Origin of the sequence: Nonomuraea sp. NPDC001636, assembly GCF_040298265.1 — a bacterium.
Taxonomy (GTDB): Bacteria; Actinomycetota; Actinomycetes; order Streptosporangiales; family Streptosporangiaceae; genus Nonomuraea.
On record NZ_JBEOZT010000002.1, the window covers coordinates 51,257 to 76,557 of the forward strand.

23 protein-coding genes are annotated in these 25,301 nt (G+C 70.6%); 11 read left to right on the top strand and 12 right to left on the bottom strand.

Annotation, left to right across the window (positions count from 1 at the left end; genetic code table 11):
• Positions 1 to 71: 71 nt before the first annotated feature.
• Together ABT158_RS03960 and ABT158_RS03965 are read right to left on the bottom strand one after the other, a co-directional pair.
• Positions 72 to 1,928, bottom strand: a complete 1,857-nt coding sequence (locus ABT158_RS03960; RefSeq protein ID WP_352350620.1) for a recombinase family protein — start codon at positions 1,926 to 1,928, stop codon at positions 72 to 74.
• 412 nt (positions 1,929 to 2,340) lie between these two features.
• A complete protein-coding gene (locus ABT158_RS03965) occupies positions 2,341 to 2,889 on the bottom strand; it encodes a hypothetical protein (protein WP_352350622.1) in 549 nt (182 codons plus the stop codon).
• A 448-nt stretch (positions 2,890 to 3,337) separates the two neighbouring features.
• Between ABT158_RS03965 and ABT158_RS03970 the strand changes: the two genes are divergently transcribed.
• On the top strand, positions 3,338 to 3,835 hold the full coding sequence (locus ABT158_RS03970; RefSeq protein WP_352350624.1) for a GNAT family N-acetyltransferase: 498 nt from the start codon (positions 3,338 to 3,340) through the stop codon (positions 3,833 to 3,835).
• A gap of 16 nt (positions 3,836 to 3,851) precedes the next feature.
• Here the strand turns inward: ABT158_RS03970 and ABT158_RS03975 are convergent, their stop codons facing one another.
• A complete protein-coding gene (locus ABT158_RS03975) occupies positions 3,852 to 4,805 on the bottom strand; it encodes a radical SAM protein (RefSeq protein ID WP_352350626.1) in 954 nt (317 codons plus the stop codon).
• An 84-nt stretch (positions 4,806 to 4,889) separates the two neighbouring features.
• Between ABT158_RS03975 and ABT158_RS03980 the strand changes: the two genes are divergently transcribed.
• Together ABT158_RS03980 and ABT158_RS03985 are read left to right on the top strand one after the other, a co-directional pair.
• Positions 4,890 to 5,213, top strand: coding sequence for a DMT family transporter (locus ABT158_RS03980; RefSeq protein ID WP_352350628.1), 324 nt, complete (start codon positions 4,890 to 4,892; stop codon positions 5,211 to 5,213).
• A 95-nt stretch (positions 5,214 to 5,308) separates the two neighbouring features.
• On the top strand, positions 5,309 to 5,632 hold the full coding sequence (locus tag ABT158_RS03985; RefSeq protein ID WP_352350630.1) for a DUF952 domain-containing protein: 324 nt from the start codon (positions 5,309 to 5,311) through the stop codon (positions 5,630 to 5,632).
• Here the strand turns inward: ABT158_RS03985 and ABT158_RS03990 are convergent.
• Positions 5,620 to 5,964, bottom strand: coding sequence for an STAS domain-containing protein (locus tag ABT158_RS03990; RefSeq protein ID WP_352350632.1), 345 nt, complete (start codon positions 5,962 to 5,964; stop codon positions 5,620 to 5,622). The two genes, ABT158_RS03985 and ABT158_RS03990, sit on opposite strands and share 13 nt — an antisense overlap.
• 303 nt (positions 5,965 to 6,267) lie before the next feature.
• On the bottom strand, positions 6,268 to 6,558 hold the full coding sequence (locus tag ABT158_RS03995; RefSeq protein WP_352350634.1) for a hypothetical protein: 291 nt from the start codon (positions 6,556 to 6,558) through the stop codon (positions 6,268 to 6,270).
• Between the two features lie 417 nt (positions 6,559 to 6,975).
• On the opposite strand from ABT158_RS03995, the gene ABT158_RS04000 reads away from it, so the two are divergent.
• On the top strand, positions 6,976 to 7,560 hold the full coding sequence (locus tag ABT158_RS04000) for an SGNH/GDSL hydrolase family protein (protein WP_352350636.1): 585 nt from the start codon (positions 6,976 to 6,978) through the stop codon (positions 7,558 to 7,560).
• A gap of 48 nt (positions 7,561 to 7,608) precedes the next feature.
• On the opposite strand, the gene ABT158_RS04005 is transcribed toward ABT158_RS04000, so the two are convergent.
• Positions 7,609 to 7,941, bottom strand: a complete 333-nt coding sequence (locus ABT158_RS04005; protein WP_352350638.1) for a hypothetical protein — start codon at positions 7,939 to 7,941, stop codon at positions 7,609 to 7,611.
• Between the two features lie 603 nt (positions 7,942 to 8,544).
• Positions 8,545 to 8,919 (bottom strand): nuclear transport factor 2 family protein, encoded by a 375-nt coding sequence (locus ABT158_RS04010; RefSeq protein ID WP_352350640.1) that lies wholly within the window; start codon positions 8,917 to 8,919, stop codon positions 8,545 to 8,547.
• 298 nt (positions 8,920 to 9,217) lie between these two features.
• On the opposite strand from ABT158_RS04010, the gene ABT158_RS04015 reads away from it, so the two are divergent.
• The 4 genes from ABT158_RS04015 (at position 9,218) to ABT158_RS04030 (ending at position 14,667) form a co-directional block, all read left to right on the top strand.
• Complete coding sequence (locus ABT158_RS04015; RefSeq protein WP_352350642.1) at positions 9,218 to 10,948, top strand: enoyl-CoA hydratase-related protein; 1,731 nt, start codon at positions 9,218 to 9,220, stop codon at positions 10,946 to 10,948.
• A 16-nt stretch (positions 10,949 to 10,964) separates the two neighbouring features.
• On the top strand, positions 10,965 to 12,494 hold the full coding sequence (locus ABT158_RS04020; RefSeq protein WP_352326032.1) for a helix-turn-helix domain-containing protein: 1,530 nt from the start codon (positions 10,965 to 10,967) through the stop codon (positions 12,492 to 12,494).
• A 112-nt stretch (positions 12,495 to 12,606) separates the two neighbouring features.
• Positions 12,607 to 13,635, top strand: coding sequence for a tyrosine-type recombinase/integrase (locus tag ABT158_RS04025; protein WP_352350644.1), 1,029 nt, complete (start codon positions 12,607 to 12,609; stop codon positions 13,633 to 13,635).
• Positions 13,636 to 13,725: 90 nt separating this feature from the next.
• Positions 13,726 to 14,667 carry a dienelactone hydrolase family protein gene (locus ABT158_RS04030; RefSeq protein ID WP_352350646.1) on the top strand — a complete coding sequence of 314 codons (942 nt, stop codon included), beginning with the start codon at positions 13,726 to 13,728 and terminating at the stop codon, positions 14,665 to 14,667.
• A 26-nt stretch (positions 14,668 to 14,693) separates the two neighbouring features.
• Here the strand turns inward: ABT158_RS04030 and ABT158_RS04035 are convergent, their stop codons facing one another.
• Positions 14,694 to 14,945 carry a helix-turn-helix domain-containing protein gene (locus ABT158_RS04035; protein ID WP_352350648.1) on the bottom strand — a complete coding sequence of 84 codons (252 nt, stop codon included), beginning with the start codon at positions 14,943 to 14,945 and terminating at the stop codon, positions 14,694 to 14,696.
• Between the two features lie 79 nt (positions 14,946 to 15,024).
• Positions 15,025 to 16,275 carry an alpha/beta hydrolase family protein gene (locus tag ABT158_RS04040; RefSeq protein ID WP_352350650.1) on the bottom strand — a complete coding sequence of 417 codons (1,251 nt, stop codon included), beginning with the start codon at positions 16,273 to 16,275 and terminating at the stop codon, positions 15,025 to 15,027.
• A 180-nt stretch (positions 16,276 to 16,455) separates the two neighbouring features.
• On the opposite strand from ABT158_RS04040, the gene ABT158_RS04045 reads away from it, so the two are divergent.
• Positions 16,456 to 17,862, top strand: a complete 1,407-nt coding sequence (locus ABT158_RS04045) for a sensor histidine kinase (protein ID WP_352350652.1) — start codon at positions 16,456 to 16,458, stop codon at positions 17,860 to 17,862.
• Entirely contained in the window at positions 17,859 to 18,521 is a 663-nt protein-coding gene (locus tag ABT158_RS04050; protein ID WP_352350654.1) for a response regulator, read from the top strand. Before ABT158_RS04045 ends, ABT158_RS04050 begins: the two co-directional genes overlap by 4 nt.
• On the opposite strand, the gene ABT158_RS04055 is transcribed toward ABT158_RS04050, so the two are convergent.
• Entirely contained in the window at positions 18,488 to 19,405 is a 918-nt protein-coding gene (locus ABT158_RS04055; RefSeq protein ID WP_352350656.1) for an alpha/beta fold hydrolase, read from the bottom strand. The genes ABT158_RS04050 and ABT158_RS04055 overlap by 34 nt on opposite strands.
• Positions 19,406 to 19,452: 47 nt before the next feature.
• Here ABT158_RS04055 and ABT158_RS04060 point away from each other — a divergent pair, with 47 nt between their 5' ends.
• Positions 19,453 to 21,744: an ATP-binding cassette domain-containing protein gene (locus tag ABT158_RS04060; RefSeq protein WP_352350658.1), complete on the top strand. Its 2,292-nt coding sequence runs from the start codon at positions 19,453 to 19,455 to the stop codon at positions 21,742 to 21,744.
• Positions 21,745 to 21,824: 80 nt separating this feature from the next.
• On the opposite strand, the gene ABT158_RS04065 is transcribed toward ABT158_RS04060, so the two are convergent.
• Positions 21,825 to 23,315: an alpha/beta fold hydrolase gene (locus tag ABT158_RS04065; protein WP_352350660.1), complete on the bottom strand. Its 1,491-nt coding sequence runs from the start codon at positions 23,313 to 23,315 to the stop codon at positions 21,825 to 21,827.
• 375 nt (positions 23,316 to 23,690) lie between these two features.
• Positions 23,691 to 25,298 carry a CotH kinase family protein gene (locus ABT158_RS04070; RefSeq protein WP_352350662.1) on the bottom strand — a complete coding sequence of 536 codons (1,608 nt, stop codon included), beginning with the start codon at positions 25,296 to 25,298 and terminating at the stop codon, positions 23,691 to 23,693.
• Positions 25,299 to 25,301 lie beyond the last annotated feature (3 nt).

Genomic DNA, 25,301 nt, shown 5'->3' on the forward strand with positions numbered 1-25,301 from the left:
ACGTAGTCGAACGCCGACGCCTACGCTGGCGGCCCCGAGTTGCGCTGGGCGCGGTGCACCCTGCGGGATGGCTACCCTCGCGGCGACTCCACCGCAGACAGACGGTAGTTCGTTCCCTGCTTGCCGACCATCACCTCACGGATCACGGCCTTCTCCTCAACCAAGCTCGCCAACGCCTTCGTGAACAGCGCCCTGGAAGACGGCTGCACCAGCGCGACGTCTTCAAGCAGACGCCCGTAACTGCGGCCCGCTGGCAATTTCGCTAGCGACTGCAGAATGGCATTCCTGACCGCTTCCATGCGGTGCCTGCCGGGCAGTTCACGCGTGACAGCTTCCCCTCCCGCCCACCGTGGCACCACAACGACCCGAGCCGGCGCGAGACGCTCACGCCAGATCTCGACCCGCTCGACCACCTCCATGAGGAGCCGTCGGCGATCCTCGACCGGAAGGGTGGGCCACTCGTGTACGAGCCCTTCGATGACGGGCACGGCGTCGCTGGCGGACTGCCGGGCTTCCTCCGGTTCGCCCTCGCTTTCGAGGAGCTCCTCAAGCCGCTGCATGACCGTGTCGCGCTCGTCATGAAGCCGATCCCGGGCGGGGACGTAGTCCTTCTCCAGAATGATGCCCCGAGACACCAGGTCGGTCTGGCGAGCCAGATCAGCGTCCAGGCGAGCAAGCTCGCGCTCCAACCGGACCTGCTCCGGCTCCTCGACCAGGCGGGGGGCGGACGGTGCGCAGGCGGCTGCTGCCTCGATCTCCTGTGCCATCTCCTGCAGCACCTCCAGTACGGCCCGCTGTACCAGGGGTCGTTGGACGAACACGCTGGTGCACGCGACCCCGGTGGTCTTGGCGCCCTGGCGCTGCCTCGCGCCGCACAGGAAGCCCAGCAGATCTCCCCGTGTGGTCATGTGCATGCCGCCGCCGCAGTGGCCGCAGTCGATGAAGCCGGAGAACTCGTGCAGGGGCTGGCGGGCCTTACGCGGCTGCGCCTTCATCTCCTGGCGCGCCTCGCTGTACGCCTGCCAGGTCTCCGCACTGATCACCGGTTCGTGCGCGCCCGGGAACAGCACCCTGCGCCGACAAGCAGAGGGCTTCCTGCAGCGGCACTCCGGATCGTGCACGCTGATGAGACCCGCACCGAAGCCACGGTCGAGCATCCATCCGAACTCGCTCTCACCCCACTCCGAGCCGCCGGGGGTCCGGATGCCCTGCCGGTTGAGCCTCACCGCCCCCTTGTAGAAGCTGCGCTCCTTCAGCCACCACGCGTACCCGTCGGCGAGAACACCCGCCAGCCCAGTGGCCACATCGGGCTCGTACCGCTCCGGCCCGTCGGCAGGGTTGAGAAGGGTCCGGTCATGAAACAGCGGATGCGGCTGGCGGCCCCGGCGCACGTATCCGAAGTACTGCCCGCCGAGTGGAGGCAGGCCGCGCTTGAGCCGGTTCTGGAACGCCTCACCCCACCGAGCTCCCACAAGGTCGGAGTAGTAGGCGGCGAACTCGAAGTGAATGCCGCGTGCCAGCCGCCCGGACGGCGTCCGGGCGTCGACCTCCTCGGTGGCCGACAGCAGCTCGCCGCCAGCTCGCTCGATGCGGCCCAGGTGGATGGGGTTGCCTTCGCGGTCGCGGCCGAAGCGAGAGAACTCCCAGACGATGATCGCGTGTGCCTGTCCTCGCTCGATCGCCTCGACGGCGATCGTGATGTCCCGGTTGAAGTTCCGGCCGGAGACGTCGAGCTCGACGATCCATCCACCGCGCGGCCATTCGCCATCGGGGATGTAGTAGCCCTTGCGCGCGGCACATGCGCGGATGGCGTCCTTCTGGATCTCGGGCGAGATCTTCTCGCCGAGCATCAAGCTGACGCGGACGTAGCCGATGGCCGGGAGGAGCTTATGGCTCTTGACCAGGGCGGAGGTGCCTAACGACAGCATGGTTCACTCGTTTCATGATCGCGAGTGATGCGCTCAAGCACCGCATCCAGGGACACACCGAGCGAACCGTTGGCGTCAGGCTTCACGCAAACCCCTCTATTGCCTGTTTTGAAGGCAAGGGTAGAGCAGCAGACAGACAAGGACGGGGGAACCGCGCGCACCCCGGCAGCTCGCCGATCAGCCCCTGTGGCGGGGCGAAGCCGACCGCAGCATCCAGGTGTGCCGATGGCGTCAAGGTCGGCTCGGCCAGTACGGGACGGCGGCACGTTCGAAGGGGGATCGGTGCGGTGACCCGCGCTGCCACTACGCCACCTGGGGGTCCGCTGCAAATGCGGTCGAGAAAAACGCGAATGCCGTGCCCCGGAGGTTTCAGGGCACGGCAAGCGGCGTCAGCGGAGCAGACCCGGCCGACTCAGGCGGGCGGCGTGATGTTGACGAAGGGGCTGCAGTTGGCAGGCCAAGGCCGCGTCCCCGTGGTGCCCGGAGGCGGGAAGACGGTACACGTGCTCTGCGCTATGTGGGAATGTGCGTTGAGCACGGTGACATGCACGGTCGTGCCCTCGTCGGGCGCAGCCAGAGTGATGTCGACCAGGCGGCCGAAGTTCCTGGGGAGCCGCGAGGACAGGTCGTGCCATCGTGGCGTCGTCCTCGGATCCCTGATCAGTACCTTGTCCTCCCGGATGACCCCGACGAACTTGGTCGGCGGCCGCTCCTCGTTCTCGGGGTCCCCTTGGAAGGCCGAGTCGATCGCGACAGCATTGTCGTCGTCCATCCCGCCGGGGAAGGAGCGATTGTCTGCGTTCACGACCTTGGCATCCGCGAGGCCGTGCACGCCGGCAGAGGCCGGCGCCGGAACGGAAAGAGCCGTGAGTGCGCTGGTTGCCGTAGCGGCTAGAGCAAACGCCAGCGTGCGTGTGATGCCGAGTGGGTGCGAAGCGCGCCCGCTCTGGTGTTGAGCCACGTGTTTCCCCTGTAGATGCCAGATTCGAACGAACGGGGGCCAATAGCTGCCCCTAAATGGTTGCGAATTTGAGGTACCCCTCTCGATGAAGCGATAAAGCACACGAGTTTTCCACGGAAGGCAAGGAGTATCGAAAGACAAATAAAAAAGCAGTCGTTTCAGATATTTAGCAGCAAACAGGGCGAGTGCACCCGCGCCCGGCACAAACCGGCCACACAGGGGGTCCAGCAGGTCACCGCCACCTGCTCGGCACGCCTGATTCGCCCCGGGCGGCCCCATCCACTACACCGACGGTCCGGTCCCGGCCGACACGTCAGCCCGTCCGCCACCGAACCGGCCACCGCAGCACCGGGACAACCCGCCTACTCCCGAAAAGACGGGGGAGAGGGGACCACACCGCCACCCCCGTCAGCACCCAACCCACCCACCACCCCTTACAGTGTCACCGGTGAAGATCCGCGAAGGCCGCCCCGGCGACGACGCCGTCCTCCTGGCCATGTTCGACAGCGCCGTGCAATGGCTCGTCAGCCAGAACCGCACCGGCCAATGGGGCACCCGCCCCTTCACCGGCGACCCCCGCCGCACCCAGCAAGCCGCCGACTGGCTCGCCGGCGGCGGCATGCGCATCGCCGAGATCGACGACCAACCAGCCGGCTGCATCGTCGTCGGCGACGCCATGCCCTACGTCACCCCCGCCACCGAACCCGAGCTCTACGTCCAGGTCCTCGTCATCGACCAACGCCACGCCGGACGATCCGTCGGACGACACCTCCTGCAATGGGCCCTGCAAGAAGCCCGCGACCGCGGCCTCGGACTCGTCCGCGTCGACTGCTACGCCGGCGACGACGAACGCCTCGTCTCCTACTACGAAAGCTGCGGATTCACCCGCGACCAGCCCTTCACCGTAGGGGAGTGGCCCGGCATGATCCTCCACCAACGCCCCTGACCCCACCCCCCGGGGATCACACCAGCGACAGCTGAGCCGCCGACGGCCCCCGCCCCACCGGCTCCGGCGCACCGCACCGCATCCCATACACCCGGCACAACTGCGCAATCTGCCCCGTGATGCGCTGCTCATAGCCGGGGGAGGGGAACCCCGCCCGATCGTAGAGCTCCTCATAGCGCTCCACCAGGTGCGGATGCGCCCCAGCCAACCACCGCATGTACCACTGCCGCGTCCCCGGCGGCAACCGCAACACCACCGGCTCCACCGCCACCGCCCCCGCACCCGCGATCCGCCGCACCGTCGCCGTCAACTGATCAGCCGCATCACTCAGCAACGGCAACACCGGAGCCATCAGCACCCGGCACTCCACCCCGGCCTCCACCAGCGCCGACACCAACTCCAACCGCGCCTGCGCCCCCACCGCCCCCGGCTCCACCGCACGCCTGATCCGCTCGTCCACGAACGCGATCGACACCGCCACCCGCGCACCCGCCCGCGCCAGCACCTCCGCATCCCGCAACACCAGCGCACTACGCGTATACACCGTGAACGGCACCCCCGCCGCCCCCAGCGCCGCCACCACCCCCGGCATCAACCGATACGTCTCCTCAGCAGGCTGATAACCATCGCCCGCCACCCCCACCGCCAGCGGCTCGCCCTCCCACCGCCCCAACTCCGACCGCAACCGCTCCACCACATTCGGCCGCACCACGATCCGCGCATCGAAATCAGCCCCCGCATCCAACCCCAGCTTGCGATGACCCGCCCGCGCCCCACACCCCAGACACGCATGCGCACAACCCCGATAAGGCGAAACCGCCCACCGCTCGACGATGCCCGCACTCCCCGGCACCCGCTCGATCACCGTACGGGCCTGCGTCTCATAAAAACCGTCACGCACCACCGCGCGCCGCTCGATCAGCGGCCGCTCATCGACCGCCTCGACAAGCGCCAGCGCATCCCAACCCACCCAACCAGTGGAACACGCATTCGACTACCTTTTCAAGCGGAACCCGCAACACCCCCACCCCACCCACACCCCGAAGGAACCCCCATGGCCTGGATCCTGCTCGCCCTCGCCATCGCCTCCGAAGTCCTCGCCACCACCGCACTCAAACTCAGCAACGGCCTCACCCACATCGGCTGGACCATCGCCGTCGCCACCGGCTACATCACCTCCTTCGTCCTGCTCGCCCGCGCCCTCAAACTCCAACTCGACATGGGCACCGCCTACGCCATCTGGTCCGGCGCCGGCACCGCCGCCATCGCCCTCATCGGCGCCACCCTCATGGGCGAAACCCTCAACCTCCTCAAGATCAGCGGCATCCTCCTCATCATCGGCGGCGTCATCGTCCTCAACCTCGCCGGCAGCCACTGAACCCGCTTCCTGAAAAACTCGGCATGCGCCACGAAGCCACCCTCGCCGACAATGAGATCGTCAAAGGCGAACGGACCAGCGAAACCATCCACGCCATGCTCCAAACCGAATGGACCCCGATGACCCTCGTCCACCACCTCGCCCTGCAAACCGACTGGGAACACGCCCAGCAAGCAGGGGAGTACCGCATCTCCACCCTCGGCCACACCCTCGACGACATCGGCTTCATCCACCTCAGCCACGACCACACCCAACTGCGCACCGTCCACGACACCTACTACACCGCCGTCACCCAACCCCTCCTCGTCCTCGACATCGACCCCACCGGCCTCGACATCCGCACCGAGAACGGCTACCCCCACCTCTACGGCCCCCTGCCCGTCACCGCCGTCACCGCCACCCACCCCTACGCCCCCTGACCACCCGTCCACCCCATCGCCCGCAACAACCGCAACACATGCGGCGGCGTCCCCACCAACTGCGTACGCCCCGCCCGGCACGACACCACCAGCAACCGCGCCCCCTCCACCCCCAGGAAATCCAGCCCGCTCACATCCACCACCAGCGACTCGTCGATCCGCCGCGCCCGGCCCAACGTCTCGGCCAGCGCCACCTGGTTCGTCGCGTCCACCTCGCCCACCAGCCGGATGATCGACGGACCCGGCATCGGGCAGCACGTGATGCGCAACTGGTGATCGACATAGAGCAGATGGGGGAGGGACGCACGCCCGAGGGGGTCCGGGGTATTCACGACAAAGCCGCCATTCCCGGGCTCTCACACGCCCGGTATCGGAAGAGGGGAGTGGACCGTGGACCGCGCGGCCGGTGACGCACACGGGGACCGCCGACCCCCCTGGACCAAAGCGGCCTCGCCGAGGCCGGAGGGGTTTCACGCCCCCTATTCACACACCCGCACCCCGACAGCATAGAGCAGCTGTCCGACCGCCGTGCGTAATCACCGGGATCTCCAGGGCCCCCCGACCAGCCCTTTTGCGGACGAATTACCCAAACCACACAGAATCCACGTTCTGTACGGTATGAGCAGTTTGTCCGGCTAGAGGCGGTTCACGAAGCGGGAGGCGGCACGCTGGCTCATGCCGGTCTCGCCGCGTACCAGGAAGACGGCTTCCTGGATCTGGCCGAGCGCCTTCAGCTCCCGAGCCTGGTCCACCAGGTCGACGCTGGGGTTGGGGCGGTTCCGGGGGCTTTTGGTGAACCGGACGGCCAGAATGATCAGCCAGATGAAGGCGGCGACGATGACGGCCGTGAGTGCGACGAGGCCGGCCGTCGAGGCGGCCAGAGCCGGCGGGGCGGCGAGGAGCTGGCTGGACGTCAGGCTGGGCATGGTGGAAATCTGCCCGGCGGGTGACTGTTCATGCGGGGTGTTTTTGCTGTGTCGTGGCGTTGGCTGGTTGCTCGATAATGAACATTATGTCAAGTAGACCTGATCGAGGGCCTCCTCCGCGCTCCCGATCGCGGACGGTGTGGCGTCGCGGTGATGCCCCGCGTTCGACGGCTGCGTGGACGAGCCCGGGACGGGATCGCTGCCGTGCTCTCCGCAAGCGGTTCGCACGTACGGGGTGGATGGGCAACCCACGTGCACGGTTCGGCCTCCCCTTTCCGGGTGGGGCCGATGGGCGGTTGCGTCGGCGGCGCTACCTTTCGGTGGTCATCCCATTGGTTCGTGGTGCTACTCCCCCGTGTGGCGTGGTGGGGGCGGTGATCGTCTAGCCTGTCGTGCGGTGTTGTCGTCGTCTGGGGTGTGGTGGTCGAGATGAGCACGGTGTGGTTGTTCACGGGCGACAGCGTGACTCAGGGGGCGTTGCACACGTTCGGGTGGCGTGACTATACGCAGTTGTTCGCCGAGCGGGTGCGGTTCGAGCTGAACCGGCCGTCCGATGTGGTGATCAACACCGGGGTGAGCGGTCAGAAGGTCTCTCAGCTCGATGTGGAGAACGCGGTGTTGCGTCATCGGCCTGATGTGGTGGTGCTGATGTTCGGGCTCAACGACTGTGCGGCCGGGCCGGCGGGGCTTGCGGCTTTTGCCCGTGACTACGCGGCGGTGGTTTCCCGGGTGCGGGAGGCGGGTGCGAGGGTGGTGCTTCAGACGCCCAATCGGGCGCCGGTGTCCGGCTGGGCCGATCTGCCGGCTTATGCCGAGGTGGTGCGCTCGCTGGAGGCGGATGTGCTGGTGGATCACCATGCGGCTTGGGATGGTGGCGAGCATTGGATGGGGTCCGGGTGTCATCCCAATGAGTACGGGCATCGGGCGTTGGCGAGGAATTTGCTGCGGGCGCTCGGTCTGTGGGAGCCGGTGGGGGTGAGTGGGTCTTTGTTCATCCCGTGAGGGGCGCTGAGGTGGTGCGCCCGGTGTGAGGCGGCGGTTGGACGCTTCTCAGGACGGGATGGGCGGGCATTCGAGGACCTCGATCGAGTTGCCGGGCATCAGGGCGATATGAGGGTGGTCGCTGAAGAGGCGTGCCGCGTCTTCGTGTGTGTCGGCCTGCACGATGGCGTATCCGGTTTTGGCGTCGGTGAAGTCTTCGATGCCTTGGGTCGTCACCAGTTTCTTGCGGAAGAGTGGCGCTCCGGGGTCGATCAGGGCGTGTTCGTTCTTCTGGGCCCATGCCGCCCATGCGTGCATGAACTCGTTCTGCTGCTGTTCGGTGAGCTGGGTCTTGTCGGTGTTGTCGGCGGCGCCGTTGAGGACGGCGAGGAACTTGGCCATGGGCGGAGGGTAGCCCACGGACATGGGGACAGGCGCTGGGTGCGCGGTGGTTCGTGGTTGATGAGCCAGGGCTGGGGTTGGGGCCGGCTCGTCATCGGTGGCTCTGTGTGGCGGGCGGGGGTTGGGTGGGGGTTGCTTGTGGGGTTGGTGGGAAGTTTTTTCGGGGGTTTTCGCCTTCATTGTGATCTTGGCGGGCGAATTGCGAACAGGTGTGTGATCTGGGGTTTTGTGGGGTGGTGAGGTGGTGTGGCGGGGCTCCCCCGGGCACTGACGGGGGTTTTGACGGCGTGTTGATTCACTGTCTTTGTCATGTTCGGGGGTTTTAGGGTAGAGCTCCTGCTATTCGCTCAGCGAGAGGAGCAGCACGTGGGGAACCAGTCGGTTTTATGTCCGGTGTGTCAGGGGGTTCTGCCTGCTTCGGACAGGGAGGCGTACACCCCGCTGCGGGGGCGGTTGATCCTGACGAACGGGTATTGCGGGGGTGGGCACGCCGAGCGGCGGGCCGAGGTGGCGGAGGTTGAGGAGACGCGGCAGGTGGCGCGTCCGTTGCCGGTGCCGGGTGTGGTGGCGCCGGTGCCGTTGGGGCGGCGCTGATTTCTCTGCTTATCGGTGGCCTGGGGTGGTGTGCCAGTAGTCGCGGGTCTGTATGGCCAGGCCGTCGGGGTTGAAGCGGGCGAAGACGCAGCCCGCGAGGGTGATGGGGTGGCCGTTGTCGAGGGCGTGGACCCGGTATTCGATGGCGGCCTGGTCGCCGTCGACGATGGGGGTGGTGAAGGTGACGTGGGGGTCGCTTTCGCCGGTGAAGGATTGCCGGATGTAGTCGGCGATGGCGTCTTTTCCGTGGTGGGGTGGGCGGAAGGGCATGCTGGTGTGGGTGGCGTCGTCGCTGTAGAGGGCGATGATGGCGGTGGTGTCGTGGTGGGTCCAGCCGTGTTGCCAGGTGTCGGCGAAGTGCTGGGCGGCGGCGCGGGTGTCCATGTGATCCATTGTGGGGTGGGTTGTCCCTTGCGATGGGTTTCGGGTGGGGTTGCTGGTCGGGGTTGAGGTGTCTCCCCCGCCAGGTTTTTTCGGGCATATCAGGGCAATTTGGCTGCTCAGCCCGGCTGTCTGTGGTGATTTGTCAGCATCGGTGGAAGATTCGTGTCAACATCTAGAGATGCCTGGGCCCTATGGGACTGCCGTTGATGCCGGTACTGGTGGTGTTCGTCCGCTCGCGATCGGTTGACGCCTCTCCCCTGCCCGCCGCCCCTGACGTCTCGGTGAAGGAAGTTCCGCGTTGCGCATCCTGCTCCTGTGTTCCTCGTTCAACGGCCTGACCCAGCGTGCCTGGCTGGAGCTGCGGCGGGCCGGCCATGATGTGAGCGTCGAGCTGGCGATCTCCGAGCGGGCCATGGTGGAGGCGGCCGAGCTGGTCAAGCCGGACCTGGTCATCTGCCCGTTCCTGAAGGAGCGGGTGCCGGAGGCGTTGTGGCGCGGGCACCGTACGGTGATCATCCATCCGGGGCCGCCCGGGGATCGGGGTCCGTCCTCGCTGGACTGGGCGATCGCCGAAGGCGAGCGCGAGTGGGGGGTGACGGCGCTGCAGGCGGTGGAGGAGATGGACGCCGGCCCCATCTGGGGGTGGCGGACGTTCCCGATGCCGTCGGAGCCGCCGCGCAAGTCGGCGCTGTACAACGGGCCGGTGGCCGACGCGGCGGTGGAGCTGGTGGCCGAGGTCGCGGGCAAGGCGGCCGATCCGTTGTTCGCGCCGGTGCCGCTGGACTACCGCTCCCCCGAGGTGACGGGACGGCTGCGGCGGCCGATGCGGCACGCCGACCGGGAGTTCTCCTGGGAGCAGCCGGCCGAGGAGATCGTGCGCCTGGTGCGGGCGGCCGACGGGGCGCCGGGCGGCCGGGCCCGGTTGTGCGAGTTGCCGGTGCGGGTGTTCGACGTGCACCGGGGGCCTGATCTGGCCGGCGCGCCGGGGGCGGTGGCGGCCCGGCGTGAGGGTGCGGTGCTGGTGCACACCGGTCAGGGGACGGTGTGGGTGGGCCACCTGCGCCTGGAGGCGGGCCCGGAGACGCAGGCGGGCTCTCAGGTGAGCGGGGTGAAGCTGCCGGCGACGATGGTGCTGGGTGAGCGGCTGGCGGGCGTGGGTGAGCGGGCCGGCTACAGCGAGATCACCTACGAGCGCGGCGAGGAGGTCGGGGTGGTGAGCTTCGACTTCTACAACGGCGCGATGTCCACCGACCAGTGCCGGCGGCTGGCGGCGGCGTTGCGGTACGCGGCGGCGCAGGACACGCGGGTGCTGGTGGTGCGGGGTGGCGAGGTGTTCTCCAACGGCATCCACCTGAACGTGATCGAGGCGGCGCGTCATCCGGAGCTGGAGGCGTGGATGAACATCAACGCGATCAACGCGGTGTGCCGGGAGATCGTGGCGTGCACGTCGCAGCTGGTGGTGACGTCGATCGCGGGGAACGCGGGGGCGGGCGGGGTGATGATGGGGCTGGGCGCCGACCGGGTGATCGTGCGGGAGCCGGTGGTGCTCAATCCGCATTACCGGACGATGGGGTTGTTCGGCAGTGAGTTCTGGACGTACGTGCTGCCGCGGCGGGTGGGGGCGCAGGCGGCGGCGGAGCTGACCGGGCGGGCGTTGCCGGTGGGGGCCGCCGAGGCGGTGGAGCTGGGGCTGGCCGATCGGGTGGCGGGCGGGTCGCGGCAGGAGTTCGAGCGGCGGGTGGTGGACTTCGCGCACCGGCTGGCCCAGGACCCCTCCTATGAGGCGTTGCTGGCGGCGCGGCGGCAGGCGCGTGAGGCCGACGAGCGGCGCAAGCCGCTGGACGCCTACCGGGCCGAGGAGCTGGCGGAGATGAGCCGGGACATGTTCGACGACCGCAACGGGTTCCGACAGGCGCGCCGGGCGTTCGTGGGCAAGGCGCGGGCGCAGGCCACTCCCCCGCATCTGGCGGGTCATCGGGAGCTGTCCGGCGCGTCGGGGCCCGCGGTCCCGGCGGCATCTCATATGTGAGATATGGTCGTGTGTTGTGGCAGATGATTACCTTGTGCGGATCGGCCGGCTCATCCGGGATGCGCGTCAGCATCGCGGTTGGACGCAGCTTCAGCTGGCCGATGCGCTGGCGACGAGTCAGAGCGCGGTCAACCGGATCGAGCGCGGCAACCAGAACATCAGTCTTGAGATGATCGCCCGGATCGGGGAGGCGCTCGACAGCGAGATCGTGTCCCTGGGGTATGCCGGTCCGATGCATCTGCGGGTGGTGGGCGGGCGCCGGCTGTCGGGCAGCATCGACGTCAAGACGTCCAAGAACGCCTGTGTGGCGTTGTTGTGCGCGTCGCTGCTGAACAACGGCCGCACGATCTTGCGCAAGGTGGCGCGGATCGAGGAGGTCTACCGGATCCTGGAGGTGCTGGCCTCGATCGGGGTGCGGGCGCGGTGGATCAACGAGGGCAGCGACCTGGAGATCGTGCCGCCGGCCCGGCTGGAGCTGGAGGCGATGGACACCGAGGCGGCCCGCCGTACCCGTAGCGTGATCATGTTCCTGGGGCCGTTGATGCACCGTACGGGGGAATTCCAGATCCCGTACGCGGGCGGCTGCGACCTGGGCACGCGTACCGTCCAGCCGCACATGTCGGCGCTGAAGCACTTCGGGCTGGACATCACCGCGACGGGCGGTTTCTACCACGCCAAGGTGGACGGCGGCGCCGCCCCGGCGCGGCCGATCGTGCTGACCGAGCGCGGCGACACCGTGACGGAGAACGCGCTGCTGGCCGCGGCCCGGCATCCGGGGGTGACGGTGATCCGCAACGCCTCCTCCAACTACATGGTGCAGGACCTGTGCTTCTTCCTGGAGCAGCTGGGCGTGCGCGTGGAGGGCATCGGCACCACGACGCTGACGGTGCACGGGCTGGCCTCCATCGAACGCGACGTCGACTACTCCCCCTCCGAGGACCCGGTCGAGGCGATGAGCCTGCTGGCGGCCGCGGTGGTGACCAGTTCGGAGCTGACGATCTGCCGGGTGCCGGTGGAGTTCCTGGAGATCGAGCTGGCGGTTCTGGAGGAGATGGGGCTCGACTGCGACCGCACGGGCGAGTACTGGGCGGCCAACGGGCGTACCCGGCTGGTGGACCTGACGGTGCGGCCCTCCAAGCTGGTCTCCCCCATCGACAAGATCCACCCGATGCCGTTCCCGGGGCTGAACATCGACAACGTGCCGTTCTTCGCCGCGATCGCGGCCGCGGCGCAGGGCTCGACGCTGATCCACGACTGGGTCTACGACAACCGGGCGATCTACCTGACCGAGCTGACCCGGCTGGGCGCCTCGGTCAAGCTGCTGGACCCGCACCGGGTGCTGGTGGAGGGGCCCACGCGGTGGCGCAGCGCCGAGATGATGTGCCCGCCGGCGCTGCGCCCGGCGGTGGTGGTGCTGCTGGCCATGATGGCCGCCGAGGGCACGTCGGTGCTGCGCAACGTGTACGTGATCAACCGCGGCTACGAGGACCTGGCCGAGCGGCTGAACGCGCTGGGCGCGCGCATCGAGACCTTCCGCGACATCTGATTTTCGTCGGTGGCGGCCGCTACCGTCTCCTCTGCAAGCTGCATACCTGCGCGCGGCGTCGTCCGCGGGCGGATGCGTTCGGTGCGTCGCCGAGATGTGAGGAGGGGAGCCGGTGCGGCCCGCGGAGCTCGACAGGTTGACGGTGGGACAGGCGGCTGACCGCTACGTGGAGCTGGTGGTGGCCAAGACGTCGACGGGCGCGCTGTCCCCGGCCACGGCCGAGGTCTACGCGCGTGACGTGGCCACGCTGGTGGCGCTGGCCGGCGCCGACGTGGTGCTCGACGACCTGACCGGCGAGGACGTCGATGCGATCTTGCTGGCGTTCGCGCGCAAGCCGGACGCGCGGCAGGCGGGCGGGTCGGGGCCGGGGCAGTCGCCGTCCTCGCAGGCCCGGTTCCGGCGGTCGATCTCGGCGTTGTTCAAGCACGCGACGCTGGCCGGGTGGGTGCAGATCAACCCGATGACGGCGGCTACGGTGACGGCCAAGCAGCGGGGCGGGCTGCGTCCGGAGCGGCGGGCGCTGACGCGGGAGCAGGCCAAGGGGCTGATCGGCGCGGCGCGGCAGTTGCGGGAGGCACCCGAGCAGGAGGGCAAGCGCCGCGACCAGCGCATGCAGTTGCGTGACGCGGTGATCGTGCTGCTGCTGTCGACGGTGGGGCCGCGGGTGTCGGAGCTGGTGCGCGCCAACGTGGAGGACTTCTACACCAACGACGGGGTGCGCTACTGGCGGATCTTCGGCAAGGGCGGCCGTACGCGTGACGTGCCGCTGCCCGATGACGTGGCCGAGGTGTTGCAGGCCTACCTGGCGCGGGGGCGTGGCCAGGTGGCCGGCGCCGACGACGGCAAGGCGCTGCTGCTGTCGTGGCGGGGGCGGCGGCTGGCGCGGGGCGACGTGCAGGCGGTGATCGACCGGGTGCAGCGGCACGTCGATCCCGATCAGCGGCGTTCGGTGACGCCGCACGGGTTGCGGCACACCACGGCCACGCATCTGCTGGCCGACGCGGTCGACATGGACGCGGTGCGGCGGGTGCTGGGGCACAGCGACCTGTCGACGCTGGGGCGTTACCGTGACGAGCTGCCCGGGGAGCTGGAGGTGGCGATGCGGTCGCATCCGCTGTTGCGTGACAAGCCGGCGCGGTAGGGCCTCGGCGCGGGGGCGATCGGGGTCGTGATGGCGGCCATCGGGGTCGTGATTGGCCGGGGGCGGTCGTTGGCTGGTTAGCTCGGCCGCGTGAACGGACAGATCGCCACCGGATGGGTGGACATCGCGGGCATGGCGGCCTACACGGCCCTGCCCGTGGGGGTGCGGCGGCCGGTGGGCGTGCTGGTCGCCGGTGAGATCTTCGGGGTGAGCGGGTACGCGCGGCGGATGGCTGACCGGCTGGCGGGGTTGGGGCATGCGGCCGTCGTGCCGGACTTCAACCACCGGCACGAGCTGCGGCCCTCCCCTGCGCCTTCAGCGGCTCCTACGGCGGCTCCGGCGGCGGTGGGCCCGGCAGGCCCGTCAACAGGGACATCGGCAGGTTCCTCGGCGGGTCCGTCAGCGGGTCCGTCAGTGTCCTCCCCCGCGGGCTCTTCGGCGGGGCTGGTGCGGGAGGGGGTCGAAGCGGGGGGCGGGGTGCCGCTGGCCGGGGATCCGGTGACGGGTGGCCCGCTGGGGCGGGTGGTGGAGTTGCCGGTCGATGCGGCCGGGCGGGAACGGGGGCTGGAGCTGGCCTGGCTGCTGCGCCGGGAGCAGGTGCTGGATGACGCGCGTGCCGCGTCGGAGCATCTGCGGCGCGTGGGCGCCCGGCCCGCGGCGGCGGTCGGGTTCAGCCTGGGCGGGCACGTGGTGTGCTCGGTGGCCGGTGAGCTGGGGCTGTCTGCGGCGGTGGCGCTCTACCCGGGCTGGCTGACGGGCACCGAGCTGCCGCTGAGCCGGCCGGAGCCGACGCTGGAGCGGGCCGCGCGGGCGCCGGGACGGCTGGTGGTGCTGCTCGGCGCCGACGACCCGATCATCGACGGCGCCCAGCAGCGGGCGATCGCCGAGCGGCTGGAGACGGTGGTGTATCCGGGGGCGAGCCACGGGTTCGCCGCCGACGAGCGGGACACCTTCCACCCGGCCTCGGCTCAGGACGCCTGGCGGCGCATCGAGGACGTGCTGGACGAGGTACGCCGCTCCCGTACGGAATGACCTCGGCCCGGACGGGCCGGTTCGGGTCAGGTGCGGGCGGGGGTGGTGCGGACGGCCAGGCGGTCGAGGGAGATGCCCAGGACGTCGGCCAGTGAGGCGATGGTGAAGAACGCCGGCGTGGCGATGCGCCCCGTCTCGATCTTGCGGAGGGTCTCGGCGGACATGCCGGCCGCGGCGGCGACCTCGACGATGCTGCGCTCGCCTCGGGCCTGGCGCAGCATGTGGCCGAGCTGCTCGCCGCGCAGCCGCTCCTCGGGGGTCAGCGGGGATCGCACCATGCCGCCCACCCTACACCCGCGGGATACTTATACCGGTATTGTTATCGCCCCCAGGGGACCTCTGATCCGGTCTTCGTGGTCAGGGGATGCGGGACACCTCGGGGAAGCGGCTGTCGGGCTCCTGGAACAGGCGGGTGGGCCTGCCCAGCAGGTGCAGGTCGAAGAACGCCCCGACGTAGGCGCGCTGGGCCGCCACCGACCGTTGCGGATCGATCGTGCCGACGAAGTCGGCGACCGGCACCCCGCCCTGCTTCCCGTCCTTCCCGTCCCCCGCCTTGGGCAGCGCCGCGGCGATCTGCGGCAGCAGCGCCTGCAGGTCGGTGAACGAGCCGTGCGCGGCGCCCTTGAACCGCAGCTCCCGCTTCCACCCGGTCGAGGCCCGCCAGAACGACTTCCAGCTCGGCTCGCTGTCTCGTGTGTGCGTCTGGGCCGCCAGCTGCAGGAACGGCCTGGCCACGCCGGTGGCGGCGACCGGGCCGACGTAGCCGCCGTCGAGGTTGACCCCGGCGTCCACCCGCGGGTCGTCGTGGACGAGCTGGGCCGCCACCGACCCGCCCAGGGACTGCCCCAGCGCCCCCACCCGCGTCAGGTCGGGCGCCCCGCGCAACCCGGCGGGCATGTCGTCGCCGCCGATGGCACGTCCCTGCCCCAGGGCCGTGACCTGGTCCAGCACGAACCGCATGTCGGCCAGCCGCGCCCGCGCGTGCCGCTCCAGCAGCGCCGCGATGACGCGCGGGGTGAGCTTGGCCGGCAGCGGCAGCGCGCGCACGACCCGCCCGCCGGGGAATTCCACCTGGTCGGCCTCGTAGGTGTGGTCCACGGTGACGACGAGGTAGCCGCGCGAGGCCAGGTCCTGCACGAGCGTGGTGCCCAGCGTGCGCGGGCCGCCGTCCCCGGAGCCGAACAGCACGACGGGCAGCCGGCCCGCGCCGCGCTCGACCGGCGCGCCGGAACGGGCGGCGGTGCGGGTGGCGGCCCAGTCGACGGCGCCCTTGGCGATGCCCATGGGCGGCGCGGAGCGGCGGTCCCAGTCGGCGGCGGCCAGGGGCGCCATGTGGGGGGCGAGCGGCTGCGTGCCTGCCTTGGCCGGGTACCACAGGCTGACCATCAGCTCGCGATACGGCTTCGACCGCACCAGGGGGTCGCGGCGGGAGCGGTCGACCAGGCGCAGGGCGACGGTTCCCACCGGGTGGGGGCCGCCGGGCGCGGGCAGGGCGACCGTGACCGCCTGCTGTGCCTGCTGTGCCTGTTGCGCGTGCAGGGGGGCGGTGACGGGCGTGAGGGTTAGGGCGGCGACGGCCAGAGGGGCCGCGTACGTCTTCACGGGCATGCCGGTGTTCTCCTCGAACGGGACGGAAGGCGGGGGGTGTGGTCCGAGGCTGGCAGGCGGGCTCGTGGGCGGGCCAGCGGCCACGGGCTGACCTGCGGGTACGACTTTCGGATGAGGCGCTCCGATGTTCCTCCTTGCGGAGGATGGGGGGCGCCGGGGCGCGGCCTTTAGGGTGGGCGCATGACTCCGGCCGCCCGCCCGACCGCGCCGCCCCGCTCGACGATCGGCTCGACGGTCCGCCCATCGGTCCCGTCGGTGATGGGCTCGGTGACGGGTTCGTCGGTCCGCCCGGTGAGCGGCTCGGTGAGCGGCTCGGTGATCCGTGCGGCGATCCGTGCGGTGATCGGCTCGGTGCCGCCTGTGGCCGCCGACGCGTTGCTGGCTGCTGTGATCTTCGTGGTCACGCTGGGGCCGGGGAGGGTGGTCGAGGGCGGCCCTGCGGTGCTGGCCCTGCAGGTGGCTCTGGTGGCGCCGCTGGTGTGGCGGCGGCGCGCCCCGCTGCTGGTGCTGTGCGTGATCGGCGGCGCGGCCGCCCTGCAGTGGGCCATGGGGGTGCAGCTGCCGGCTGATGCGGCGCTGCTGGTCGCGCTCTACACGGTGGCGGCCCGCCGCTCGTGGCGGGCGACGCTGGTCGCCGCGTTCGTGCTGGAGGCCGGGGTGGTGGCGGCCGCGGCGCGGTGGGCGCCGCCGGGCCGGATGCCGTTGACGGTGGCGGCGCTGAGCGCGATGTCGGCCGCCGCCCTGGCCGCAGGGCTGTGGACGCGGGCCCGGCGGGCCTACGTCGCCTCCCTGGAACGCGACCGCGACCAGCGGGCACGTCTGGCGGTCGCCGAGGAGCGCGCCCGGATGACGCGCGACATGCACGACATCGTCACCCACAACCTGTCGGTCATGGTGGCGCTGGCCGACAGTGCCGCCTACGTCCACGACCGCGCGCCCGGTCAGGCCGTGGCCGCGATGGCGCAGATCGCCGACACCGGCCGCCAGGCGCTGCGCGACATGCGCCGCTCCCTCAACACCGACCAGGACGCTGACCGGGCCGCTGACCGGGCCGCTGACGGAAGCGTCGGTCAGGGCGTCGGCCAGGGGCAGGAGCGCGGTATCGCGCCGCTGCACCCGGCGCCCGGCATCGCCGATCTCGGCCCGCTGGCCGAGCGGATGCGCGCCGCCGGCCTGCCGACCCGGCTGCGGGTCGAGGGCGACCCCGCCGACGTCCCGGCCGCCGCGCAGCTCACCCTCTACCGGCTGGCCCAGGAGGCGCTGACGAACACGTTGCGGCACGCGCCCGGCGCCCGCGCGCACGTCCAGGTGCGCCTGACCCGCCGGCGGGCCGACATCGAGATCACCGACGACGGCGGCCGCCCGGCGCCCCTGCGGCCCGCCGGGCGGGGGCTGGCCGGGATGCGTGAACGTGTCGCCGCCTTCGACGGCACCCTGCACGCCGGTCCGGCCCCCGGTGGCGGCTGGCGGGTCGCGGCCGCCCTCGACCTGACCGGCCCCCACGCGAGCAGCCCCGACACGAGCGACCCAAACGCGACCGGCCCAGACGCGAGCAACCCAAACGCGAGCGGCCCGGATGCGTCATGACCATCCGGCTGCTGATCGCCGACGACGAGGCGCTGCTGCGGATGGCCTTTCGCATGGTGCTGGACGCCGAACCCGACCTGTATGTCGCCGGCGAGGCCGCCGACGGCGAACAGGCCGCCCTGCAGGCCCGCCGGCTGCGTCCCGACGTCGTGCTCATGGACGTGCGCATGCCCGGTCTGGACGGCATCGAGGCGACCCGCCGGATCGTCCGGGACTGTCCCGCCTCGAAGGTGCTCATCCTGACCACCTTCGACCTCGACGAGTACGCCTTCGCCGGGCTCAAGGCGGGCGCCGCCGGGTTCCTGCCCAAGAACACCCCGCCCGCCGACCTGCTCAGCGCGATCCGCAACGTCGCCGCGGGCGAGGCCGTCCTGTCGCCGCGTGTCACCCGCCGCCTGCTGGACAGGTTCGCCCCCCAGCTCACCCCCGGCCCCCGGGAACAGGACCGGCTGCTGGGCCTGCTGACCGCCCGCGAGCATGACGTGCTCGTCCAGGTGGCGCGCGGCCTGTCCAACGCGGAGGTCGCCGCCGCGCTGCATCTGGCGGAGGCGACCGTCAAGACGCATCTGAGCCGGGTGCTGCTCAAGCTCGGGCTGCGTCACCGCGCCCAGGTCGTGGTGTTCGCCTACGAGAGCGGCCTGATCCGTCCCTCCTCGTGACCTTTCTCCGCCCGGTGGACCAGTGCGGCGATCCGGGCGGACACCTGCTGCCACACCCCCGGCGGGAATCCGTGTCCCATCCCTTCGACCAGCAGGAATTCCGCGCCGGGGATCGCCTGCGCCGTGGCGCGTCCGCCGGCGGGGTCGGCGGCGGTGTCGGCCGTGCCGTGGATCACCAGTGCCGGCACCGCCAGCCGGGACAGTCCTTCCCGCCGGTCGCCGGACCCGATCACCGAGGCCGCCTGCCGCAGCATGCCGGCCAGCGACCAGCCGCGGTCCCAGGCCCGCTCGGCCCTGGCCCGTACCGCCTCCAGGTCGGCGGTCAGCCCGCCGGCGCTCGCGCCGGACACCATGCGCGCCACGTACAGCTCGCGGGTGGTCGGCGGCGACCCCGGCAGGCCGCGCGCGGCGCCGGGGCGCTGCGGCGGGGGTGTCATCCGGTCGCCGTGCGTGGACATGATCGAGGTGAGCGACCTGACCCGCGCGGGGTGGGCGACGGCGACGGCTTGGGCGATCATGCCGCCCAGCGACGCCCCCACCAGGTGGACGCTGTCCAGGCCCAGGACGTCAAGCAGGCCGACGGTGTCGGCGACCAGGTCGGCCAGCGTGTAGGCCAGCGAGGAGAGGTCTCCGGCCAGCGCCGCGGCGAAGTCCGGCTCGCCGGCGCCGTCGAAGTGGGTGGAGCGCCCGCAGTCACGGCCGTCGAACCGGATCAGCTGCAGGCCGTGCCCGGCCAGTTCGGCGCACAACCCGTCGGGCCAGTTGATCAGCTGCCCGCCCGCTCCCATGATCAGCAGCACGGGTGGCGCGGCCGGGTCGCCCAGCCGCTCGTACACGATGTCCAGCCCGGCCGGCCCGACCCCGGACGCCGTCTGCTCGGCCACTTGCGCCCCTTCCCGGAACTGTCGGCGCCCGTCGCTACCGTGACCTCATGCAGGACCTCATGCGGGACCGCATGGACGACAGCGACGACAGCGTGGATGACAGCATCGTTATCACCGGCGCGCGCGTGAACAACCTCAAGAACCTGTCGCTGCGCATCCCCAAGAACCGGCTCGTCGTCTTCACCGGCGTGTCCGGCTCCGGCAAGTCGTCGGTCGTCTTCGACACCGTCGCCGTCGAGTCCCAGCGCCAGCTCAACGAAACCTACTCCTGGTTCGTCCGCAACCGGCTCCCCAAACACGAGAAACCCGAAGCCGAGGCCATCGACAACCTCGGCGCGGCCATCGTCGTCGACCAGAAGCCGGTCGGCGGCAGCTCGCGTTCCACCGTCGGCACCATGACCGACATCCTGCCGATCCTGCGTGTGCTGTTCTCCCGCTACGGCACGCCCAGCGCCGGCTACTCCTACGCCTACTCCTTCAACGACCCCCACGGCATGTGTCCCGGCTGCGACGGCCTCGGCCGGGCCGTCCGCCTCGACCTCGACGCGCTGCTCGACCCCGGCCGGTCCCTCGACGACGGCGCCATCCGCTTCCCGCTGTTCGGGGTCGGCACCTGGCAGTGGCAGATCTACGCCCGTTCCGGCACCTTCGACCCCGCCAAACCCCTGGCCGACTACACGGAGGAGGAGCGCCACCTGCTGCTGCACGGCGGCGGCTTCACCGTCGAGGTCCGCGGCAAGAGCGGCACGCTCAACAAGGTCGACTTCGAAGGCGTCGCCGACCGTTTCACCCGCCTGTACCTCAAGCGCGACCTGTCGGGCCTGAGTGACAAGACGCGCGAGGCGGTCCTGGCCTTCGTGACCGAGGGCACCTGCCCCCAGTGCCGGGGCGCGCGGCTCAACCAGGCGGCCCTGGCCACCAGGATCGGCCCCCACACGATCGCCGACCACGCCGCCATGGAGATCACCGACCTCATCGGCGTCCTGGCCGGGCTCGGCAACCCCGTTGCCGACACCGCGGCCGCCGCGCTGCGCCGCATCGACCAGATGGGCCTGGGCTACCTCACCCTCGACCGCGAGACCACCACCCTGTCCGGGGGCGAGAGCCAGCGGCTGAAGACCGTCCGCCACCTGGGTTCCAGTCTCACCGGCATGACCTACGTCTTCGACGAGCCGAGCGCGGGCCTCCATCCCGCCGACGTCGGCCGGCTCAACACGCTGCTGCTGGCCCTGCGCGACAAGGGCAACACCGTCCTGGTGGTCGAGCACGACCCCGACGTCATCGCCGTCGCCGACCACGTCATCGACCTGGGGCCGGGAGCCGGTCTGCACGGCGGCACCGTCGTCTACCAGGGCACTGTCGAGGGGCTGGCCCGCTCCGGCACCCTGACCGGCCGCCACCTGCGCGCCCGCACCCCGCTCAAGTCCGCCGTGCGCCGCCCGACCGGGCACCTGACCATCACCGACGCCGCCCGCCACAACCTCGACCACCTCACCCTCGACGTGCCGACCGGGGTGCTGACGTGCGTCACCGGCGTGGCCGGGTCCGGCAAGTCGACGCTCATCGGCGAGGTGTTCACCGCCCAGCACCCCGGCGCCGTCGTCGTCGACCAAGGGGCCGTCAACGTGTCGGCGCGCTCCAGCCCGGCCTCCTTCATCGGTGTCCTGGAGCCCGTCCGCCGCCTGTTCGCCCGTGCCACCGGCACCCAGCCGGGCCTGTTCAGCTACAACTCCACCGGCGCCTGCCCCGCCTGCGAGGGCCGCGGCGTCATCCACACCGACCTGGCGTTCATGGACCCGGTCACCGCCGTGTGCGAGATGTGCGGCGGCAGCCGCTACAACCCCGAGGCCCTGCGGCACCGGCTGCGCGGCCACACCATCGTCGACGTCCTGGCCCTGACCGCCGAGCAGGCCGCCGCGTTCTTCACCGAACCGGCCATCCGCGACCGGGTCACCACCCTGGTCGACGTCGGCCTGGGCTATCTCACCCTCGGCCAGCCCACCTCCACGCTGTCGGGCGGCGAACGCCAGCGCATGAAGCTGGCCGGCGAGCTCACCAAGACCGGCGCCGTCCACGTCCTGGACGAGCCCACCACCGGCCTGCACCTGTCCGACGTCGACACCCTCATCGACCTGCTCGACCGCATCGTCGACGCCGGCAACACGGTCATCGTGGTCGAACACCACATGGAGATGGTCAAGCGGGCCGACTGGGTCATCGATCTGGGGCCGGGCGGCGGCAGACACGGCGGCCGCCTGATGTTCCAGGGCACCCCCGCCGGCCTGCTGACCGCTTCGGGGTCCCGTACCGCCGAGCATCTGGCCGCCGCGCTCGCCTGACCGGCCGCGGGAAGGGCTCGGGCTGATCGTGCCGGGGGCGGCACGATCAGCCCGAGGTGGGGACCGGGGTCGGCGCGGGGTCAGCCCTGGGGCTCCTCGGCCGGGCAGCCGATGCCCTTGGCGGGTACGGACGCCGAGATCAGGTAGCGGTCCATGGCTGCCGTGGTGCACGTGGTCATGCCGTAGACGCCGTGGCCCCAGCCGTCGTAGGTGAGCAGGGTGGCCTTGGGGCCCAGCTGGCGGGCCACGTTGGCCGACCACGCGTACGGCGTGTCGGGGTCGTGCCTGGAGGTGGCCACCAGCAGCGGCGTGCTGCCCTTGTACCGCAGCGGGTGCTGGGGGTTGTTGACCGGATGGCCCTGGCAGATCGGCATGTCGCCCATCGGCATCGGGTTGTAGCGCATGTCGGGGGCCACCGCGTTGGCGGCGCGCATCACCTCGGCGTACTCGGCGTAGCCCCGCAGCGACAGGTTCCAGTCCTGGCACAGGATCGCGGTGGGCAGTTCGGCGTAGGCGCCGTTCACCGGCCAGTTGCCGGGAGGGCCGGGCATGTCGTCGGGCACCGGGCCGCCCGCCAGCGCGAGCAGCACCTTGGCCTCCAGCCGCCAGGCGGGCGCCTCGTTGAGCACCACGCCCAGCCACTGCAGGTTGTGCGCGCTCACCGGGCGGCCGTCGCCCGGCCACAACAGCTGGCCGCGGCCCGCCTTGGCCAGCAGCCCCTTCCACAACGCCCGGATGTCGCGGCCGCGCAGGACGCAGTCGCTGTCGCGCTCGCACCAGGCGATGAACTCCTCGAAGCTGTCCTGGACGGTGGCCGCCTCGCTCACCTGGAACGCCTTGACGTCCAGGCTGTGGTCCATGTTGCTGTCCAGCACCATGGCGCGGATCCGGCCAGGGAACAGCTCGGCGTACATCTGCTGGGCCAGCGTGCCGTAGGAGACGCCGTAGGAGGTCAGCTTGTCCTCGCCCAGCGCGGCGCGGATGGCGTCCATGTCGCGGGCCACGTTCACCGAGTCGAGGTGGTCGTACAGGGGGCCGGTGAGCTTGCGGCAGTCGGCGCGCAGCCTGTTGTCGAAGGCGACCCATGTCAGGTAGTCGGCCTGACTGGTCATGACCGGGTAGGGCATCTGGTTGTACACCGAGGCCGAGCAGGTCACCGAGCGGCTGCGGGCGACGCCGCGGGGGTCGTAGCCGACGATGTCGAAGCGCCGCTGGATGTCCTGGCTGAAGCCGGAGGGGCGCAGGATGTCGTTCACGCCGGAGTTGCCGGGCCCGCCGGGGTTGGTCAGCAGGGAGCCGATCCGCGCCGACGGGGCGGTGGCCTTGCGGCGGGCCAGGGCCAGGGCGACGGTCGGCCCGTCGGGTTCGGACCAGTCGACGGGCACGGCCAGCGTGCCGCACTCGACGGTGGGTTCTTCCTCGCACGGCCCCCAGGTGATGCCGCGCTTGCCGACGGCATCCGTGACGTCCTGCCGGGTCACCGCCGCGCCGGCCGTCCCCGCCATGGGGACGGTCAACAGCGTCGCCGTCGCTATGAGGGCGGTGGCGAGCAGGGATGTTCTTCTCAGCACATTGCTCCTGTCGTCGATCGGCACGTCGATCGGCGGGCGGGCTGCTCGCGCGGCGCGTGATCGGGCCCCCTGGCCTGGCCGCGGAGCATCCTTTGTCCTGCCTCAGCGGCCTGTTGCGGGGCCGTTGCCGTGCCTCTCCTTGATCACGACTCGGAAATCTAACAGGCGAAGGCCGCGTCGGTGGACATTACGCCAGAATTTGGACACATAGGGTCTTCCGGGCGGGACCGGTTCGGCTTCATGGCGCGACGGTGCGGCCCCGCCCTCCGGCTCGTGACCGTGCGCCACCTCGGGCGCCACCTCGGGCGCTTCCCCGGGCACGTGGTGACGGGTCCGCCAGGCAGGGCCCGCCGAACCCGTCACCACGTGCCCGGGTCAGGCGCCGGTGATCGCCTTGTCCGAGCGCAGGGTCTCGGTCCGGGTCTGCAGGAACGTGCGCAGGGTCTTCGCCTCCGCCTCGACCTTGGCGGTGTCGGCGCCGTCGTTCAGCTTGTAGGCGGCGACGAGGTCGTCGAGCAGGCCGGAGGCGGCGCCGCTGCCCAGCAGCTTGGTGTACAGGGCGCGGTACTGCTCCTCGTACATCTTCTTGAAGGCGGCGTTCTTGAGGAACTTCTCCTTCAGGGGGTGGCTCATGCGCATCATGCCGCCGCCGGGCGGGGTGAGGCCCTGAGGCGGCTGGCCCTGTGTCTGGCCCTGTGTCTGGCTCTGCTGCTGGTTGGGCTGGGGACGTCCAGGGCCGAAGCCGCCCATCCCGATCGTGTCGTTCACGCCGCTCTTGGCGTCGCCGTTGAAGGCGAGGTTGAGGTCCCAGGTGATGACCTTGAACTTCCTGGCGCCCGAGTCGTACCACAGGTAGTAGTTCTTGCCGGGGCCGGCCATGTCGTCGAAGTTGACCATGATGTGCTGCAGGGCCAGGTAGCGGGCGAACGAGGTCACGTCCAGGCGATCGGCCAGGCCCTCGGCGAACTCGGCGTCGGAGGCTCCCTCCGTCCACCTGACCAGGTCGATGACCGGCTGCAGGTCCTTGCCGCCGACCTTGTTGACCTGCTTGAAGTCGCCGGTGTACTCGGTCTGGTCCTCACCCTTGTAGGTGAAGGAGCCGGTGGCCAGCGACTTGTACAGCACGCCGTCGCCCAGGTCCGCCGCGTAGCCCTCGTCCAGGTACTCCACCACCAGGCGCGGGGTGGACGCGCGGCCGTTGACGGTGAAGGAGCTGTAGGCCGAGCGCTGGGTCGGCTCGCCGGAGGCGCCGACCAGCGCGATGCCGAGCGCCTCGTTCAGCATCGTCGTCGAGCCCGTCGCGGCCGGCCGTACGGCGACCTGGGTGCGCCCCTGGTAGCGGCGGCCTTCCACGAACTCGTCGAAGCTGATCAGCCAGGGCAGGTTCTCCGGCTCCTCGGCCTTCAGGGAGGCGCCGAACATGCCGCCTCCGGGCGGCCCGCCCTGGCCCTGCGGTTGCCCGTTCTGGGGCTGCCCGTTGCCAGGTGGCTGGAAGCCTTCAGGAGGTTGGAAGCCCTCGGGCGGTTGGAAGCCGTCGGGCATCCCTTCCGGCCGCCGGCCGCCGCCGGGCACGGCCCGCCGCCTGGACTGCCCCTTCCAGGTCAGTTGCCCCAGCGTGGAGTTGCCCTTGAGGCGGACGCCGACGCTCGGCACGCGGGTGCCGTCGATGGTGAGGTCGGCTTCGACGTACTTCTTCTCGCCGTCCTTGAAGTACTCGCTCAGCATGTCCTCGTACGCCTCGTCGGTGAAGGTGACCTTCACTTCGTGCGCGGTTGAGGCGTCGAACAGGTCCTTGGTGCCGGTCAGGTTCGTCGTGACGGCCCTGGCCTCGGCGGCCTGGGCGGTGGTGACGTACGGGCGGATCGTGCCGCTGCCGAAGACGCCCCAGCAGACGGCCAGGAACGCCGCGCACAGCGCGACCAGCTTCCAGTTCTGCCGGAGTCTGACGGGGACGCGGTGCTTGAGCTGCTTGGTCTGTGCCATGTG

What these genes read in the sequence shown, in the direction of transcription:
- ABT158_RS04040 (WP_352350650.1), bottom strand. Translation starts at nt 16,275, where the DNA reads ATGCCCGTGAAGACGTACGCGGCCCCTCTGGCCGTCGCCGCCCTAACC.
- ABT158_RS04050 (WP_352350654.1), top strand. Translation starts at nt 17,859, where the DNA reads ATGACCATCCGGCTGCTGATCGCCGACGACGAGGCGCTGCTGCGGATG.
- ABT158_RS03960 (WP_352350620.1), bottom strand. Translation starts at nt 1,928, where the DNA reads ATGCTGTCGTTAGGCACCTCCGCCCTGGTCAAGAGCCATAAGCTCCTC.
- ABT158_RS04070 (WP_352350662.1), bottom strand. Translation starts at nt 25,298, where the DNA reads ATGGCACAGACCAAGCAGCTCAAGCACCGCGTCCCCGTCAGACTCCGG.
- ABT158_RS04005 (WP_352350638.1), bottom strand. Translation starts at nt 7,941, where the DNA reads ATGGCCAAGTTCCTCGCCGTCCTCAACGGCGCCGCCGACAACACCGAC.
- ABT158_RS04045 (WP_352350652.1), top strand. Translation starts at nt 16,456, where the DNA reads ATGACTCCGGCCGCCCGCCCGACCGCGCCGCCCCGCTCGACGATCGGC.
- ABT158_RS04010 (WP_352350640.1), bottom strand. Translation starts at nt 8,919, where the DNA reads ATGGACACCCGCGCCGCCGCCCAGCACTTCGCCGACACCTGGCAACAC.
- ABT158_RS03985 (WP_352350630.1), top strand. Translation starts at nt 5,309, where the DNA reads ATGCTCCAAACCGAATGGACCCCGATGACCCTCGTCCACCACCTCGCC.
- ABT158_RS03980 (WP_352350628.1), top strand. Translation starts at nt 4,890, where the DNA reads ATGGCCTGGATCCTGCTCGCCCTCGCCATCGCCTCCGAAGTCCTCGCC.
- ABT158_RS04060 (WP_352350658.1), top strand. Translation starts at nt 19,453, where the DNA reads ATGCAGGACCTCATGCGGGACCGCATGGACGACAGCGACGACAGCGTG.
- ABT158_RS04035 (WP_352350648.1), bottom strand. Translation starts at nt 14,945, where the DNA reads ATGGTGCGATCCCCGCTGACCCCCGAGGAGCGGCTGCGCGGCGAGCAG.
- ABT158_RS03995 (WP_352350634.1), bottom strand. Translation starts at nt 6,558, where the DNA reads ATGCCCAGCCTGACGTCCAGCCAGCTCCTCGCCGCCCCGCCGGCTCTG.